The sequence below is a fragment of the Methanobrevibacter sp. genome (assembly GCF_045126245.1).
Classification (GTDB): Archaea; Methanobacteriota; Methanobacteria; order Methanobacteriales; family Methanobacteriaceae; genus Methanocatella.
Window position 1 is genome coordinate 15,452 of record NZ_JBGVOG010000012.1, and the last position, 17,167, is coordinate 32,618.

Below are 17,167 nucleotides of genomic sequence, written 5' to 3' on the forward strand. Positions count from 1 at the left end.
TATCACCTAAACAACATCTTTTTTCATCACTTCTCTTAAAACTGCAGTAGCATAAGACCCTTTATTAATTGAAAATTCACATAAGACACCCTCATCAGTCGGAATTGCTGATGCATCCCATACCTGGAAACGCATTGAACGTCTTAATCCATGGCTTCCCAAACGAGGCATCTTTGGAACTTCAAAGTCCGATTTTTCCAAATCATATTTTTTCAAGACATTCTCTTCCATCTCACCAACTTCACCGCCTGCAAATGGAACCTTTGTACCATATAAAGGGCAAGTCGGATTTGCCTGGAAATTATCAATTAATTCCTGGAATTCATCTGGAGTTTTATCACGGACTATATGTTCTTCCGCGTCAATAATAATATCTCCTTCAACATATTTGTTAATTCCCATTTCAACCCTATTGCTTACGGCTTCATTAAATAGATAAGACTGATATGCATGTACAAACATCCTTTGAAGAGGCTTTGGAAGAGCGTGCAATGCATTCATATATGATTTGTCGGTTAGTTCTCCCTTTTTAGAGTCTCTGATTAATTCCTTTATCATCATTTTCTCATAACGCATTCCTTTACCCATTAAATTCAGAGATTCTTCAAAATTGCCTTCATCATATGCCTGCCTGGCCATTTGATTTTCTGGGCTTTCCTCTTCTGACGGATTTCCAATGTATCTTCCGACTGCCTTGGCCAAATCGTTTTCAACCAAAGCTTCACCAACCAAATGGGTGTTGGTCCTTGGTTTTCCGAATCTCTGCCATCCGAAATAATTGGGAACACCAGTGACTTCCAATTGCTTTAAAACGTTATTTGCAACATCTGCACTGCTTTCAATATCGTCCAAATCCCTTATTAGAATTTTGAATTTATTTCCCTTAAGCTGGCCCATTCTGAGCTTTTTTCGACCGCGAACTATCTTTAAAAAATCTGTCTTATAGATTGTACCGTCCAAAGCCTTAACCTGATTTAACTGTTCTTCGGAATCCATATTTGCAATGCAAATCCATTGGCGAGTTAAAGCTTTTTTATCCTTCATTCCGGCAAAACCCATTCTTTTTCTGGAAATATGCAAATCACGGGCAATATCCAAAACAACATCCAAGGTTGTTCTTCCCAACTTTTCAATCCAGATATATACATTCGGACCTTCACCGGTTGGGATGATTTCAGGAATTTCCTCAACATAAAAATCTTCATATTGGTTTCTGATTGTTCCACCAATACCTTTTTCATCAGTTACATAAGAATTAGCATTTAACATAATAATCACAAATAAATGCCCTGACCGGGATTTGAACCCGGGGAATGGGATCCGCAGTCCCATGTGTTATCCAAACTACACCATCAGGGCAAAACAAAATAAGATAACATATAAGTATAAGAATTTTATAGTATATAATGATTACCATATCGATAATGTATAAGAATAATCGCCATAAGTCCTTGTAGCCACTGAAACATTTGTCGCTTTCGAATAATCGCCAGAACCCGCCAGCACTTTACCATCCAGAATATTCGTTTCACTGAACCTATAATTTTCAAGTTTTAATGTGGAAAACTTGTCCTTAGATAATTTAGAAACTTCACTAACGGATTCTTTTGAGTTTTCATTTTCTTTTAAAATTTCGGAAATGTCACCAATGAAAGTCCCGTCGGTGAAATTGATTTTACCGCTTAAAATCTCCATTGTATCCTGTGCAGTTTTGGAATTTTTTATTTCACCGGAATAACTTGGATTCGAAATAGAAATAGTATAATTAAAAATTAGAAATACAAATAAAAGCAAAACAATAGCTAATATTGCTTCAACAATAAAAAAATTTCCTTTTTCATCTAACATGAATGGAAATTGGCTTTTAAAATTAATAAAAAAAGTGGAAGTGTGAAAAAATTAATTTTCACGAATGTGTTTAATCACCTTGTCTTTTTTGGCGATTGCTGCATCTGAAGCTTCCTGAACTTTTCTTTTCATTTCCTCAAAGTCTTCAGGAGTTGTTTCGCCAACCAATTTTTTAATTTTGGTGTAAGCCGCTTCCCTAAAGAGAGGAACCAATTTTTCATCAGAACCGTCTTCCTTAACTAAAATTGGCTCACCGGAGTTGTTGACCTCCCCAATCTCAGAAATGGCCACATCATATTTAGCGACTGCCTTTTTAATGTCACCAACAATTTCAGGAGGAGCTATTAACATCAATGAATCTGTTGAAACACCCAATGGGTCAATGTTTAATGTTTCAAGCATGTTCAATACATTCGGAGCCACCATTCTTCGGATTTCTTTTTCATAAAACTCCAATCCGACACCAGTGGTATTGGATATCTCATGTGCATCTCCTCTAAGACCCCCATTGGTTACGTCAGTCATTGCATGGATGTCTTTTACCAAATCAGCTTCAAACAATGCATGTGATGCCTGAACGAAATTAACGTTCATTGTATCCCATACAACATCAAAAAATCCGTTGTATAGAGCTGTTGTAGTGATTGTTCCTCCACCGGAGCCTTCAGTTAAAAGGATAATGTCGCCTTCAGTTGCTCCCTTCCTTGCAGTTGGAGGATAAGGGGAAACCCCTACGCTTCCCACAGCGGAAACAAATCTGTCTCCTAAAACCATATCACCACCGACACGAAGAGTACTTCCCGCAACGATTGGAACATCCACTAGTTCTGAAACCGCTGCAACACCTGCTGTAAAATCAAAGATTTTGGCAACGTCACCGTCATCAGCCAAGTGAACATCACTTAAAATGGCTACCGGATCTGCTCCCATTACACAGACATCCCTTAAGGTTGCACGGGTTACATGAAAACCGCCTAAAAATGGATATTCACTTAATCGTGAGTGTATTCCATCAACAGCAGTTGTAATATAAACCTCATCGTTATTGACAGGTGCCTTTACAACACCTCCGTCGTCCTGTTCTGATGGATTGACCAAAGATGCAGTGTTTGTGGATGATACAATTTCTGCTATTTTCCTGTGGACAAAAAAGTCTCCTGCTCCACGAGATCCTACACCCATCTCGCCCATCAATACATCAGCTTTATTGACACTGGCTATTTCCTTTAAAAACTCATCATCGCTTTCATTCAATTTCAGAGTGGTTGCCACTTCATCAATTACAGCCTTGGCCATTTCGATAGAGTTTTCTTCATCGATATTCTTGTATTCCCTAATCCTTACAGCCAACATCTCAGCTAAATCATCATAATCATAATCATCAATTCTTGCCCTTACAAATCCTTCAATATCCATAGTTAAATCTCCAAGTTAGTGAAATTTTTTAAAATCTTTAATCCTGCCACACCGCTTTTTTCCGGGTGAAACTGTGTTGAAAACAAATTATTCTGACTTAATGAAGCCACAACACTTCCACCATACTCACAGGTTCCAGCAATTATGCTCTCATCATCCGGAATTACATGATACGAGTGAACAAAATAAAAATATTCATTATCAATGCCTTCCAAAATAGGTGAATCGTTGCATACATTTAACTGATTCCAGCCCATATGGGGAATTTTCACACCTTCAGGCAACAATTCTACATTGCCCTTAAACAAATCCAATCCTTCAACGCCAGGCGATTCCTCACTAGAACTCATCAACACCTGTTGGCCCAGACATATCCCTAAAAACGGCTTATCATCACCTACATGCTCATGAATTACATCCTCAAAAGGTTTTAGGTTTTCCATTGCACTTCCAAACGCACCCACGCCGGGAAGCACCAAATAATCGCTGTCGGCAATAATCTGTTTATCATCAGTTATCTGATAATCAACACCTATTTTTTTAAAGCCGTTTGATATGCTTTTTAGGTTACCGCTTTTATAATCAATAATTGTAATCATTCGTTTAACCACCCAATAGCTGATCTAATCATTCCGCCAAAGTCGGAAAATACAATTTCATCCACGCCTAATGTTTTTGAGTGTGCATCAAGCTCTGCAACAACATGGGTGTATCCCAAATCTCTCAAAGGTTCCACCAAACGCGGACCGTCAGTTACTGCAATTGATTCTGTATCAAATTCCTCAATTGGAAATGCATGAGGAACACCAAATACGACAATCAAATCCAAATCCTTATCTTTCAAGTATTCTGCTGCCTTATTTGCAGTTATAGGATACTCGTCAAGCCCTCCAGTGATGAAATCCGGTTCAATGTCAAGCTGATTTTTGATGTTTACCGCGTGCTGCCTGATTCTAGGCAAGCCAATGTTTTCATCCAAATTGGCTACAAAAATGGGCTTATTATCCGGATTGATTTCTTTATAATCAAAGTTAATGATATCTGAGAACAAATATGATGTTTCCTTTTTAACATTTAAAACAAATGCAACTTTTTTATTATCTTTCAGTGCGTTGACTACCGTTTTTGCAACACTTTCTTTTGAATCACCGAAATTAGGTTTAATATACTTGCCCTGCGCCATTCCACGAGTCTTTTCAACTTCTGTTGCCTTTTCAAGCATTTCAATTTGTCTGTCAGCTTCCTCTCGAGGAATTACACCGCATTCAACTGCCGCATCCAATACCATTATTGCACCAACAGTATTGTCACCTTCACCAGACCCACCATGAGATTCGACTGGAATGACTGTGCACGGCAAATCTGCACTAGCAATGGCCTCTTTTAAATCTTCACCAATAATCATGCTTGCGCAAGTGCCCGCAATACCCATTAATTTCGGATGAAACGCATCATAAGCTTCAGTTAATGTATCAACCAATTTTTCACCGGCACCCAATATAAAATCATTTTCAGACATTCCGGTAGTTACGACACGAACACCATCACCTTCTAAAAGCCTGGCTGTCCTAAAACAGCATCCGGTAGGTCCATGCATAACAATAACATCGACATTCATATCTCTTAAAGTATACAGAGTGGCAGCAATTGGACTTGGTCTAGGATGTATAATTTTTATCACCTAAATAATTTTAACAAATAAATATTTTAAATTCTTAATTTAAATAATTAATTAACAAATTCGGGAGATTGTATTATGAAGCTTGATGAGAAAATTTTAGAGGAAAAAATCAGGGAATACAGAAAATCAAAAAGTTGTTCCGAGTCAACATTAATGGGCCTTTGTGAAACTGCAGGAGCAGATATCGGTCAGGATGAAATGACAAAACTGGCCTGCGGATTTGCAGGGGGAATGGGCGGAACATTTGATGAAGGAACCTGCGGAGCGGTAACCGGCGCATTAATGGCAAACGGCATTATTCTAGATGACACCGGAAAAATTAAAGCCAATGCAAAAGAAATTTTTAACACTTTCAAAGAGGAATATGGAACTGTACGTTGCGATAAAATTACCAACCATGGAGAAGATAAGTCTCCTTGTGTTGACTGTTGCGTATTCATTGCAAAAAAAGTTGCTGACTTGTTAGATGAATGAAAACAAGAGGAATATGATGGGATCAAGCAAGGAGTATCTAGACTACATAATGGAGCAGCTATCAGATTTGGATGACATCTCCTATCGGGCAATGATGGGAGAATACATAATTTACTATCGTGGAAAGATTGTTGGAGGCATTTATGATGACCGCTTTCTTGTAAAACCTGTAAACGCCGCCAAATCCATGATGCCAGATGCAAATATGGAAAAGCCATATGAAGGTGCCAAGGAAATGCTGCTCGTTGATGAGGTGGAAAACAGAGCGTTTCTAAGAGAGCTTTTGGAAGCAATGTATAAAGAGCTTCCAGCTCCAAAGAAGAAGAAAAAGTAAAATCTGACCCAATTTTATTTCAATATGCGGAAGGTGACAATATGTGGAAATGCCCAATGTGCGGATGCATTAACTCTGATAATAACGATATGTGCGATGAATGTGCATATATAATAGATGTTGAAGATGATTATGATTTGGATTTACTCGATGAATGACTCAAATTTCCAAAACTAAGTCAAAATATAAACGCCAAACAAAATTATCAATAAAATAACATTCAAAACCGTAAATGTCACCAAATATTTAATTTTAAATTCGTCAAACTCGCGAACAAGAATCTTATATGAAATAAGATTCGCCATAGATGCGATGAGGGTTCCGAACCCGCCAATATTAATTCCCACAATGATTGCTTCGTAGTTTGTGCTGAAACCGCTTAAAAGAATTGCTGCCGGAACATTGGAAATTGCCTGGGATGCAATTACACCCCAAAGAACCTCATTACCCATTATCCATCTGGTAAACAATGAATTGAAAAATGGAATATTTTCCAAATTGCCAATTAAAACGAATAATGCGATGAATGTTAAAAGCAAATAGTAATCAACACCTAAAAAAACCCTTTTAAAGAAATTTTTCCTGTCAATGACTATTTTACTCATTTTAGGCAGTGTAATTTGGTCTTTTGAAACAAACAACAACAATACAGCTAAAAATAGTGCAGATACTAAAATATAAGGTAATAACAATAGGAAAAACGATGTAAAGGAGATATTGGATACTGTATACATTACAATATTGTGAGGGGCTCCAATAGGAAGAACCATGCACCCAACATTGGCTGCAATAGTCTGTAGACAGACAGTGAATATTATTAAATCAACTCTTTCAACTTTTTTCAATGCCAATATGGCAAATGGAACAAAAATGATTAAAGAAACATCATTCGTGATGAATATTGAGCTGAAAAAACAGATGAAAACCAATACCAGAACAAGCTCACGGGCATTGCCTATTTTAGCCAATAATTTTCGAACCAAAATCTCAAAAATGGATAAATTCTTTAAAATCTCAACAATAAACATTATCACAAAAAGCAATATGATTGTTTCCCAATTGATATAATTGATATAATTAAAACTTGGTTTGACAAAAAAGCAGGAAATAATAGCTAAAATTACCGATATTGAAAAAATTATTTCTTTTTTGAAAAAATTAAAACTTTTATCAAATAATTTAGTCATGATATCTTTTAATTTATTCTGCATCTTCATCTAAAGTTTCCAAAAGAAAACTTACGGGTCTAAAACCATCATTACAAGATATCATTGCAGATTTTTTATTTTTCATCCACCCATCATAAAAGTCTTCAGCACCATTAGCTAAAGCCAATACAAACGGGGAAAGGCTTTCCCATGCACTGTCACAAAAATTTTCTGGTTTTTCCCACCCGTTTGCAATGAAAACCTGGTTGAGTTCTACATCACATTCGTGCTCTAGAGGATTTTCGTATTTTTCAATCAAATCATCATGCCTGACTTTCTTAACAACGGTAATTTTTACTTTTTTCATTTAAACACCAAAAAAAAGAAATTTAAGAGGAATTAACCTCTTGTAACAATACTGATAATGTCGCCATCCTGCAGCTCATAGTCACTGGCAACACGCATGTTTTTTCTTGCATCAACTGCATGCATGAACTTATCACCAATGTCTGTGTGAACAATATAAGCCAATTCACGTGGAGTTGTTCCTCTTGGAACCAAGAATCCGTCCGGCAAGACATTGCCTTTTTGATCTGTGTATTTATGTTCGTCCTGAACAGGATAGACAACTATATGATCCAGTAGCTCAAAAATTCCATAATTCAGGGCATCCTGAATTCCAGTACTTCCATAAACATCCAAAATATTAGTTTGAATATACTCAAGAGCCTTAATCTGATTTGCATTCAGCTTATCCTTTTCAAGAATCTCAAAGTGGTCATCACCGGAAACATAACTAATCAAACCGGCTTCATTAGCTCTTACAAGGGCAATTTCAGATTCAGCAGATGTCGGAATTACATTTGGATATTTTTCCTTGATTCTTTCGATATTTGCCTTGGAAGTTGGCAAATCCGCCTTGTTTGCAATAATCATCATCGGTTTTGCAATATGGAGGATATTCCTTGTAAGCTCAATCAAATCCTCCTCTTCCCACTTATTAAAATCCGGATCAACTGTTCTTTTCGCTTCGATAATATCTTCAATAGCTATTCCGGTACCGGACAATTGGTCAAACAATACTTTAGCTACATCCAAATGTTCAGCGCCAATTTTCCTTACAAGCCTGACCCAATTTTTTGATAATATTCCATACATCCACATGACAATCTCATTTTCTAAAAACTCCAAATCATCAAGGGGGTCATGGCTTCCAGGATCAACCGGATTTCCTTCCAAGTCAGTAGAACCTGAAGCATCAATAACATTAATAAATACTTTAGCCTGCATTAAATCATCTAAAAACTTATTACCTAATCCTTTCCCTTCATGAGCGCCAGGAACTAACCCCGCCACATCAATCAGTTCAATCGGAAGCAATCTTTTTCCATCTATACAGATTGAATTGTGAGGATTGCAGGTAACACCTAATTCTTTACATGGACAATCCTTAATTACATGAGCAACTGCCTTATTGGCATCAATTGTTGTAAATGGATAATTAGCCATTTCCACACTAGAAGCGGTTGCTGAATTAAAAAATGAGGATTTTCCAACATTTGGTTTTCCACAAACTGCAATTTGAAGCATAATAATCACATTAAAATTAATAACAACTTAATATTTGCCTTTTAAAATATAAATAGTTTCAGAAATTATATAATATATTACATGAAAGATGAAGATATTGACCGTCCGCAAGCAATGAAAATTCGCCAGGGAATACAGGATGCAATGACATATTCCCTGCCGGACAAAAAGTTTAGTGAAAATGATATAGATCTGGTTGAAGTTGATATTGAACTGAACAATCTAGGCTGGAATTTTCACAATTACCGGATTTTAAACCTAACAGACATACATTTGGGCCAATGGATAAATCCGGAATATTTAGATGCCCTTGTGGATTATGTCAATACGTTGAATTATGATTTGGCTACCTTAACCGGAGACTATTTCTCATATGTTATGGATGAATATGAAGAATCCCTAGAAAACTCATTTAAAAAATTAAATGCTAAAGACGGAAAATTCGGCATTTTGGGAAATCATGACCATTGGATGGATGCGGAAAAAATTAGAAAAATCTTTAAAGGCTCAAACATTGTTGATTTAAGTAATGATGTTTATACCCTTGAAAAACAGGGTGAATACTTGAATTTGGCAGGCGTTGACAGTTGTACAGTTTGTGCGGATAATCTGGATAAAGTATTGGAAAAACTTCCTAAAAACATTCCGAGCATTCTGCTTGCCCACGAACCAGATTTCGCAAAAGAATCATCCCAAACCAAAAGATTTGACTTGCAGATATCAGGACACTCACATGGAGGGCAGTTTATAATTCCCAAATTTGAGACAACTCCATTTAGAGGGCCAAATTCAACAAAATATCCAGTAGGACTTTATAAAGTTGGAGATATGCTTCAATATACAAGCAAAGGTCTTGGGACAAACTCCTTTAGAATACGAATTAACTGCAAACCTGAAATTACAATAATAACTTTAAAAAATAAAAACAGAAGAAAAATACAGATAGAATGATTAATAAATTTATTTCCTATTCCAAAACATTAATAACAACTACATTGTTAATACTGGCAAATTTATTGGCCATTTATGGAGTAGATTATATCAGCACCGATTTTACGGTTGGCCCTTGGTATAATGCCATAATCATTGTAATAGCTCTCGCTATTGCAAATTCACTGCTGTGGCCTATTTTTCAAAAGTTCTTTATGAAAGTTATCATATTTACATTTGGAATTGGAGCAATTTTAATAAACTCATTGATATTTTATATTGCATCCTATGCAATCGAAGGAGTTCACGTTGGAATATATGGAGCTTTCCAGGTTCCGATAGTTATGGCAATATTTACAGTATTTATTACAAACCTTACGAACACCAGTTATTTCGACAGTTACCTTAAAAACATTTTGAAATATGCTGAAAAAAGAAAAACACGGTATAAAAAAAGATATCCTGGAGTCATAATGCTTGAAATTGATGGTCTGTCCATCAATACGTTAAAAAAAGCGATTGATAAAGGTTTTATGCCAAATTTAAAGGGATGGCTTGATGAAAAATCCCACACCCTCAAGGAATGGGAAACTGATTTATCTTCACAAACCGGTGCAAGCCAAGCGGGAATCCTACATGGAAACAACAAAAATATCGTTGCATACCGATGGGTTGAAAAAGAAAACGACAATGAAATTTTGGTTTCCGGAAAATTGAGTGACGCTCCCAAAATTGAAGAAAGAATCAGCGACGGAGATGGTTTGCTTGTTGATGGAATCAGCATAGCAAACATGTTTTCAGGAGACAGTAAAATTTCACCATTAACTTCATCCAAACTAGACGGTTTAGCGAGATTATATGATAAGACATTGCATACCATATTTTTAGATGCAAATAACTTCCAAAGAATATTCGTTTTATTTTTATGGGATATCATTTTAGAGTTAAAATCACAAGCATTTCATAAATTAAAGAATATACAGCCAAGAATTAGAAGAACAATTGTTTATGCAGCCGTAAGAGCCGGAGCTAATGTCGTTTTAAGAGAAGCAACAACTGAAATTTTAACAGGAGAAATATTGACTGGAGATATTGACACTGCATATTCAACATTTATGGGTTATGATGAAGTAGCTCACCATTCCGGAGTAGAGGATGACGACGTATGGGGAGTTCTAAAACAGATTGACCAGCAATTTCAAAGTTTAAAAACCGCCATTGAACTGAGTGAAAGAGACTATAAATTAGTTGTTTTATCTGACCATGGCCAAAGTAAAGGGGCGACATTTAAACAAAGATATGGAATTACACTTGGCGACTATGTAAGAAGATTGCTTCCAGATGACTTGAAAGTGTTTGAGAAAAAATACAATATCGATCACTTTAGAGATGCAGTTATTCCTGAAAATAAACAGATAAGAAATTTTAAAGAAAGAGTTGGAAACATACGTGATGTTTTTGATGAAGTCGAAACAATTCAAAACATTAAAGAAGGAATTGACAATAGAAAACCTGAAATAATATTTGAAAATGAACAGTATTTGAATCTGAGAGAGAAATACTCAAACAGCTTAGACTACATCAGAGGCTATGAAAGTCACGAACAGAGCACTAAAAAAGCAGAAAATTCCGAATTGATTGTTTTAGGTTCCGGGAATTTAGGATTAATCTATTTAACACAATGGAAACAGCGATTGACTTATGAAGAAATTGTGATGTTGTTTCCAGATTTGATTCCGGGTCTTGTCAAACATACAGGAATCGGGTTCATACTGGTAAATTCCATAAACAATGGTGCAATGGCAATAGGGCAGAATGGAATTAACTATATTGACAATGAAAAGATTGTTGGTGAAGACCCTCTTGAAGGTTTTGGTAAAAATGCTTCAAGGCACCTCAAAAGACAAAATACCTTTGACAACATGCCAGACATACTGGTAAACAGCTTTTATGACTCAAAAACTGATGAAATCTGTGCGTTTGAAGAGCTGATAGGAAGTCATGGAGGCCTTGGAGGAAATCAGACAAAACCGTTTATTGTCTATCCGTCCGAATGGAACGATCCCGGTGAATTGATTGGTGCCGAATCAATATATAAATTCTTGAAAAGAGAAATAGAGAATTTAAAAAATGCTTGAATACCCAATATATGAGTTTAGATGAAGGAGGTTTATTGGTTAAAAACTACTAAAAAACATATATTACCATTAAACAAATTATTACATATTGATAAAGACTAGCTATTCTGCTAAACTCGTTGCATTAAAATAATTTAAAAGAAAAACTAGAGATAAATGATTAAAATGACTGGTAAGATTTATATTGTTGGAATTGGTCCTGGATCCAGTGAATTTTTAACTAAAAAAGCAATCGACACTGTTAAAAATAGTGATTATACAGTTGGAAGCACAAGAGCAATCGAATTATTTGATGATGTGAAAAACAAGATTGCCTTTAATGTTAAGGAGTTACTGGATAAACTTGAGGAAGGAGTTGAATTAGCAATAAAAGGAAATACAGTATCCATATTATCAACAGGTGATCCCGGATTTTCAGGAGTATTGAATACCGTCTTGAGAATATCCTCCGAGAAGGGATTTGACAAGCAAAACATTGAAGTCATTCCAGGAATCAGTTCACTTCAGCTGGCCGCTGCAAGAACCCAAATCCAATGGGACAACGCCAATGTAATGACATTTCACGGAAGGGAAAACATTGAAGACATCTTGCCTGTCATAAACAATGGAAAAACAACAATAGCTCTTCCTTCAAGGAAAGTGAAGGACATGGCTCAATTTTTACTTGACAATGGCGTTGAGGAAGACAGGGAAGTTGTCGTCTGTGAAAGGTTAAGCTACCCTGATGAAAGGATTGTTGAGTCAACCTTGAAGGAAATTGCCGAAAGTGAATTTACTTATATGTGTATAATGGTAATTTACTAGCATAATTGAGCTTAAAAAACCATTATATTAATTATTTACTATTTATTTTTAAAATTAAAGCTTATATAATCCGATTTACATAGTTTAATTGTTAATTTTAACTAAAAATTGACATAAGGTAGATACTATGAATCGGAAAATAAACACCCTATGTTTCATTTTCTTATTTTTATTTCTAATTTCTGCTGTATCTGCAACAGACTGTGAAAATGAAACGCAAAAAACCATATCCAAAAGCAATGCAGATGACAATCATCTCCACAATGCAAGTAACGAGCAAACACTTCAAGCAAGTGATTTTGAAAATAGTACATTTGAGCAAAGCAATTGTAAAAACCTAACTTCTGCAAAGATAACCAAAAAAGAGGCCATACTGAAGGTTGCCAATGTAACAATGCATTACAATGATGGGCACAAATTAATTGTTTATCTTAAAGATGAAAATAAAAAGCCCATGAGCAATGTAAAAATTAAAATAACAGTTGGAGGCTCTTCATATTATCCTGTAACAAACAAAAAGGGAATTGCAACTCTTAATTTAAATTTGAAGCCCGGAAATTATGAAGCCGTCAGCACCTTTGCCGGGACAAAATTATACAAGAAACAAAGTGTAAAAAGCACAGTGATAATTAAAAGCACAATTAAATCCGGCGATTTGAAAATGTATTACAGAAGTGCATTCTCCTATTCGGCCAAATTTTATGATGAAAATGAAAGTCCATTAAAAAACACTCCGGTTAAATTTAAAATTAACGGGAGAATTTATGGTTCAAAAACAAACAATTACGGAATTGCCAAGTTGAGCATTAGTTTAAAACCTGGAAAATATTCAATAACCTCGATAAATCCAAAAACTGTCGAGTCCATTACAAATACAATCACAATCTATCCTGTAATCAAGACAAATGATTTGACAATTAATTATGGTGACACAGGTGAATTTAAAGTAAAAATTCTTAATTCCAATGGAAAAGCATCAGCCAATAAGAACGTGACTTTGAAGGTCAATGGAGAAACCTACATTAAAAAAACGGACACAAACGGTCAAATTAGTTTGCCAATAGATTTGGATGTTGGACAATACACAATAACAACCACATACAACCATCTACAAGTAAACAACAAAATTACCGTTAATAAAGTGGATTATTCCTCTTCATTTAGACATGTGACAATCATTCCAGACTACATCAATGTCACATTGCCCCAAGTATTTCCTAATGAACAATATTCAGTTAATGTTGGGGTTAATGGAACCGTGAAAATGCCGAAAATAGAAATTTTTACTGTTCAGGTTGAAAGTAAAACCTACCAATTTGCAACTGGTAAAACCGGCAATGGAGATGCTGTGATTATGGGACAGAAAAGTTATCTGGTTCCATTCAACGGAGGGGCAGTATTGTGTTGTTCAAACAATGATGACCTAATTGGCGATGGAATAATGATAACAAGACTATCCAACTCCACAAAAATCGAATATAGAAGCAAAACCAATGAAAGCATTGAATTATTCGGATTTTATGCAGATAAGGGTTTGGAAAACAGCGAAATTTTAACATATGCCCAAAACGATAAGATAATGTGCAAGGTTTCAATTCAAACACAATATTTTGATGAAACCGGAGTGAAATATAGTTTGGCCAAACTCTACAACAGAGTGAATACTGATTTTGCCTACTATGAGATTACAGACCATATATCCGATCCGGTTAAATTCACAAATACCGGCAAACCAGTTACATATTCCTATTTTGGAAACAATATTGTCGGATATTGTTCTCAAGAAGAAATAAAGACAGAATTCATCATCAATGGAAAGGAAGAACTTGAAAAAACAGAAACAATAAGCTACGGCCTTGGTGAGAAATATCGAAGGGCCTTTGGTTTTGAGGTACTCCAAGCATATACAATAATAGCCAGTAAAGTATCAAAAACAACATTGGAAAATTGGATTTCAGCCTATTCCCCCTATTTAAATAGATATGGTATGATGAACCTATATGGAATGCATTTGGCATCACTTGAAACAGCATGGCTTGCCGATGCACTGGCTGACAGTTATGCTAAGGAATTCAATGTGAACTGGATGAGAGGCAGCACCCTTACAATCCTGGGAGGCATCAATTTAGAAGATACCTACTTAAACATTTTAAATGCAGACATGGGGATGAGCGTAAAAGGAAATGAGAAAAATGTCATTTTATTTAGATTGCTGAACTCATTGAATTTGCCGAATGTTGAAGATTATGTGCTTTCACCAGTCAGTGAAAGATATATGGACAACACAACAAACTCTCTGGACAACGTATTTCAAGCAATCCTCGAAAATAAATTCAGTATTGCACAATTGGGGGATTTGATTTATGTCTTTTCACAGGACAATTCGGCAATTATACTAAACATCACCAGTGGTGTTGCAAGTGTCATCCACTCAAAAAACAATTCCACATATAAGGGATCAAGCATAGCTACAAGCCGCGACTGCTGCAGTGTGGGAATACTTCCCCAGGACATAATAGCAGGAATAAGAAATTCAATTAAAATATTTGCGCCTGGAATTTATATGTTCTCCAATGAGTTAAATAAAACACATCCACTATCCGTTCTAGGATATATGGGAATAAAATTCGTATTGGAAAAGGGATTAGGCGGTTTTTCATCCGCTTGCATAGGTTTGCTCTCAACAATGACACTTATCCAAACTGGAGGAACAATGTATAGGGACAATATTGTAAATGAAAAGGAATGGCACAAAGTGATGGATACTCTGACATTTACACGACCTGGATATCTGCAAGGAAAGAAAGTCTACAACATTCCAAACGAAAATGGAGGATATGATTACGTTGAAGTTAAAATCAATGATGACTTAACTTTAGACAGAAATGATGCAACATATATTAGCAATGGAAAAACAAAACAATTAACCAAAGAAGAAACCTACCAATATTTCTGTGATGATTACTGGACACCTTTCAGCATGCCGGAAAAATATTGGGACAAGAGTTGGTGGGAAAATGAGCATAATCGATAAATTTAGAAATCAGCATGTTTTAGTTAAAATATTGGATATAATTTTTATCTTAGTTTTCATTAATGGGCTGATTACAATGCGAATTTCACCCACATTGTGGATAATTCTGTTTTTAATTGTGTTCATTCCATTTTGCCAATGGTTTTTAAAAAAAGAAAGTGATTAAGTTAAAATAAATTTCTTATTTTAACTTATTTTTTTTAAAGTTGAATAGCTTCTTGAGTTACTTCATCGTTGTCCTCATCATCATATAGGATGTGAGCCAGTTTCAACAGCTTTTCCTGACCCTTTACCTCATCCTTGAATAAAGGAACTTCAGCAATGTGCTGGTCAGGGAACTTTTGGTCAATTAAAGCCAAACGTTTTTGCTGCAATTTGTGTCTTGAATGGCAGAAATCACAATCGCAAATGTCAGGCATTACCTGATTTACAATAACGCTGTCAACGGTAATGTCATATTTTCCAAGTGCTTCTAAAGCCCTTTCGGATTCATAAATTGACATCTCTTCAGGAATGACGACCATCTTGAATGTGGTTCTGTCAGGGTCTGATAAAACATCTTTTGCCTTATCGATTTCCTCTTTGGTTCTTTTCAACTCTTCAGAAGTTTGAGGATCATCGACCGCTTCCATGAAAGGCATGATTTTTTTAAGCGCATTGGTTGCAGTTCCCAATTTGGCCTTTGCCAACATCAATTTACCTACCCAGGAATCCATTACTTCCGGGAAGGACAATAATCTTAAAGTGTGTCCTGTCGGTGCGGTATCAAATACTACAACATCATATTCATCTGAATTCATTACTGCCATAAACATTTCAAATGCGGCGGCCTCATCGGCACCCGGAGAGGAAGAAGCCATATCTAACTGATCTGATAAAAAGTCCATTCCTAATAAACCTCCATCTTCTGAAGGGTTCGCTGCCTTTTGAGCTTCAAGAGCTGCTTGTTTTTGAGCCATAGCCTCATCAGGATCAATTTCAACAGCGAATAAGTTTGTCTTGATTTCACGCGGATAGCTTCCAATCGGCACTTCAAGTGAATCTGCTAAAGAATGTGCAGGGTCAGTTGAAACAATTAAAGTCTTTTTGCCTTGTTCGGCTAACCATAATGCAGTAGCAGATGAAATGGAAGTTTTTCCAACTCCTCCTTTTCCACCTACAAAAATGAATGTTGTTTTATCTTTATTAAATCTAAAATAATCTTTAAATGCCAAATAAATTACCTCCTTAGATAAACTTACTTTTAGTAAGCTCGTTGATTTTCATAAACTTACCTGTGTTTTAGACATACTTTATACACAAATATTTGGCATAGTGAGTAATCGAGGTAAGGATATGATATTAATTAAACTTACTTTTGGTAACTATATTTATTTTCATAAACTTACTATATACTTTTCGGTCTGAAAAACAATTACTTACCAAATGCTCTCTAGGACAATTTATAGACTTAATAGAATATAAAAATAAGTCATGAATAACGAATAGCGAGATGAAAAATATGAGTAATACAAATGAAGAACTCCTTGACGAGTTTATAACTACTAGAGGACTCTCTAAATCTACATACTACAATTTTAGAAACACCTTGAGACATTATTGTAAATTTCAGGGAAAATCATTACAAGAATTGTTGGATGAGGCAGATGAAGAAGAAGAGAAAAAAATCAGATGGAAAAACAGAACACTAAAAAAAAGACTAACCAACTATATGAACTACTGTAAAGAGACCATGACTCTTAACTCTGCAAAAAGCTATTTGAAACTGGT

Annotated in this window: 15 protein-coding genes and 1 tRNA gene; 6 read left to right on the top strand and 10 right to left on the bottom strand. The window is 35.6% G+C overall.

Features of this window, described 5'->3' with window-relative positions; all coding sequences use genetic code 11:
- Positions 1-6: 6 nt before the first annotated feature.
- The 6 genes from truD to cfbD form a co-directional block, all read right to left on the bottom strand.
- Positions 7-1,269: a tRNA pseudouridine(13) synthase TruD gene (gene truD, locus ACJMLZ_RS00710; protein WP_405303407.1), complete on the bottom strand. Its 1,263-nt coding sequence runs from the start codon at positions 1,267-1,269 to the stop codon at positions 7-9.
- A gap of 16 nt (positions 1,270-1,285) precedes the next feature.
- Positions 1,286-1,359, bottom strand: a tRNA-Arg gene (locus tag ACJMLZ_RS00715).
- Between the two features lie 51 nt (positions 1,360-1,410).
- Positions 1,411-1,848: a hypothetical protein gene (locus ACJMLZ_RS00720; protein ID WP_405303408.1), complete on the bottom strand. Its 438-nt coding sequence runs from the start codon at positions 1,846-1,848 to the stop codon at positions 1,411-1,413.
- Between the two features lie 51 nt (positions 1,849-1,899).
- Positions 1,900-3,264 carry an AIR synthase-related protein gene (locus tag ACJMLZ_RS00725; RefSeq protein ID WP_405303410.1) on the bottom strand — a complete coding sequence of 455 codons (1,365 nt, stop codon included), beginning with the start codon at positions 3,262-3,264 and terminating at the stop codon, positions 1,900-1,902.
- Between the two features lie 2 nt (positions 3,265-3,266).
- Positions 3,267-3,863 (bottom strand): imidazole glycerol phosphate synthase subunit HisH, encoded by a 597-nt coding sequence (hisH, locus tag ACJMLZ_RS00730; RefSeq protein ID WP_405303412.1) that lies wholly within the window; start codon positions 3,861-3,863, stop codon positions 3,267-3,269.
- Entirely contained in the window at positions 3,860-4,933 is a 1,074-nt protein-coding gene (gene cfbD / locus ACJMLZ_RS00735) for a Ni-sirohydrochlorin a,c-diamide reductive cyclase catalytic subunit (RefSeq protein ID WP_405303422.1), read from the bottom strand. The genes hisH and cfbD overlap by 4 nt, the downstream gene beginning before the upstream one ends.
- A gap of 87 nt (positions 4,934-5,020) precedes the next feature.
- Here cfbD and ACJMLZ_RS00740 point away from each other — a divergent pair, with 87 nt between their 5' ends.
- Both ACJMLZ_RS00740 and ACJMLZ_RS00745 read left to right on the top strand, forming a co-directional pair.
- Complete coding sequence (locus ACJMLZ_RS00740; RefSeq protein ID WP_405303413.1) at positions 5,021-5,419, top strand: C-GCAxxG-C-C family protein; 399 nt, start codon at positions 5,021-5,023, stop codon at positions 5,417-5,419.
- Between the two features lie 16 nt (positions 5,420-5,435).
- Positions 5,436-5,753: a TfoX/Sxy family protein gene (locus ACJMLZ_RS00745; RefSeq protein ID WP_405303423.1), complete on the top strand. Its 318-nt coding sequence runs from the start codon at positions 5,436-5,438 to the stop codon at positions 5,751-5,753.
- A 173-nt stretch (positions 5,754-5,926) separates the two neighbouring features.
- Here ACJMLZ_RS00745 and ACJMLZ_RS00750 read toward each other — a convergent pair whose 3' ends face one another.
- The 3 genes from ACJMLZ_RS00750 to ACJMLZ_RS00760 are packed head-to-tail and all read right to left on the bottom strand — an operon-like array spanning position 5,927 to position 8,491.
- Positions 5,927-6,970 carry an SLC13 family permease gene (locus ACJMLZ_RS00750; RefSeq protein WP_405303414.1) on the bottom strand — a complete coding sequence of 348 codons (1,044 nt, stop codon included), beginning with the start codon at positions 6,968-6,970 and terminating at the stop codon, positions 5,927-5,929.
- Complete coding sequence (locus tag ACJMLZ_RS00755; protein WP_405303415.1) at positions 6,954-7,268, bottom strand: TIGR04076 family protein; 315 nt, start codon at positions 7,266-7,268, stop codon at positions 6,954-6,956. The genes ACJMLZ_RS00750 and ACJMLZ_RS00755 overlap by 17 nt, the downstream gene beginning before the upstream one ends.
- A gap of 32 nt (positions 7,269-7,300) precedes the next feature.
- The gene (locus ACJMLZ_RS00760; protein WP_405303417.1) at positions 7,301-8,491 is read right to left on the bottom strand and encodes a redox-regulated ATPase YchF; all 1,191 of its coding nucleotides are present in this window, start codon (positions 8,489-8,491) and stop codon (positions 7,301-7,303) included.
- A gap of 81 nt (positions 8,492-8,572) precedes the next feature.
- Between ACJMLZ_RS00760 and ACJMLZ_RS00765 the strand changes: the two genes are divergently transcribed.
- The 4 genes from ACJMLZ_RS00765 (at position 8,573) to ACJMLZ_RS00780 (ending at position 15,397) form a co-directional block, all read left to right on the top strand.
- Positions 8,573-9,442, top strand: coding sequence for a metallophosphoesterase (locus ACJMLZ_RS00765; protein WP_405303418.1), 870 nt, complete (start codon positions 8,573-8,575; stop codon positions 9,440-9,442).
- Positions 9,439-11,559, top strand: a complete 2,121-nt coding sequence (locus ACJMLZ_RS00770) for a phage holin family protein (RefSeq protein ID WP_405303419.1) — start codon at positions 9,439-9,441, stop codon at positions 11,557-11,559. The genes ACJMLZ_RS00765 and ACJMLZ_RS00770 overlap by 4 nt, the downstream gene beginning before the upstream one ends.
- A gap of 165 nt (positions 11,560-11,724) precedes the next feature.
- Positions 11,725-12,363: a cobalt-precorrin-7 (C(5))-methyltransferase gene (locus tag ACJMLZ_RS00775; protein WP_405303424.1), complete on the top strand. Its 639-nt coding sequence runs from the start codon at positions 11,725-11,727 to the stop codon at positions 12,361-12,363.
- Between the two features lie 127 nt (positions 12,364-12,490).
- Positions 12,491-15,397, top strand: coding sequence for a hypothetical protein (locus ACJMLZ_RS00780; protein ID WP_405303420.1), 2,907 nt, complete (start codon positions 12,491-12,493; stop codon positions 15,395-15,397).
- 200 nt (positions 15,398-15,597) lie between these two features.
- Here the strand turns inward: ACJMLZ_RS00780 and ACJMLZ_RS00785 are convergent, their stop codons facing one another.
- Entirely contained in the window at positions 15,598-16,611 is a 1,014-nt protein-coding gene (locus tag ACJMLZ_RS00785) for an ArsA family ATPase (protein WP_405303421.1), read from the bottom strand.
- Positions 16,612-17,167 lie beyond the last annotated feature (556 nt).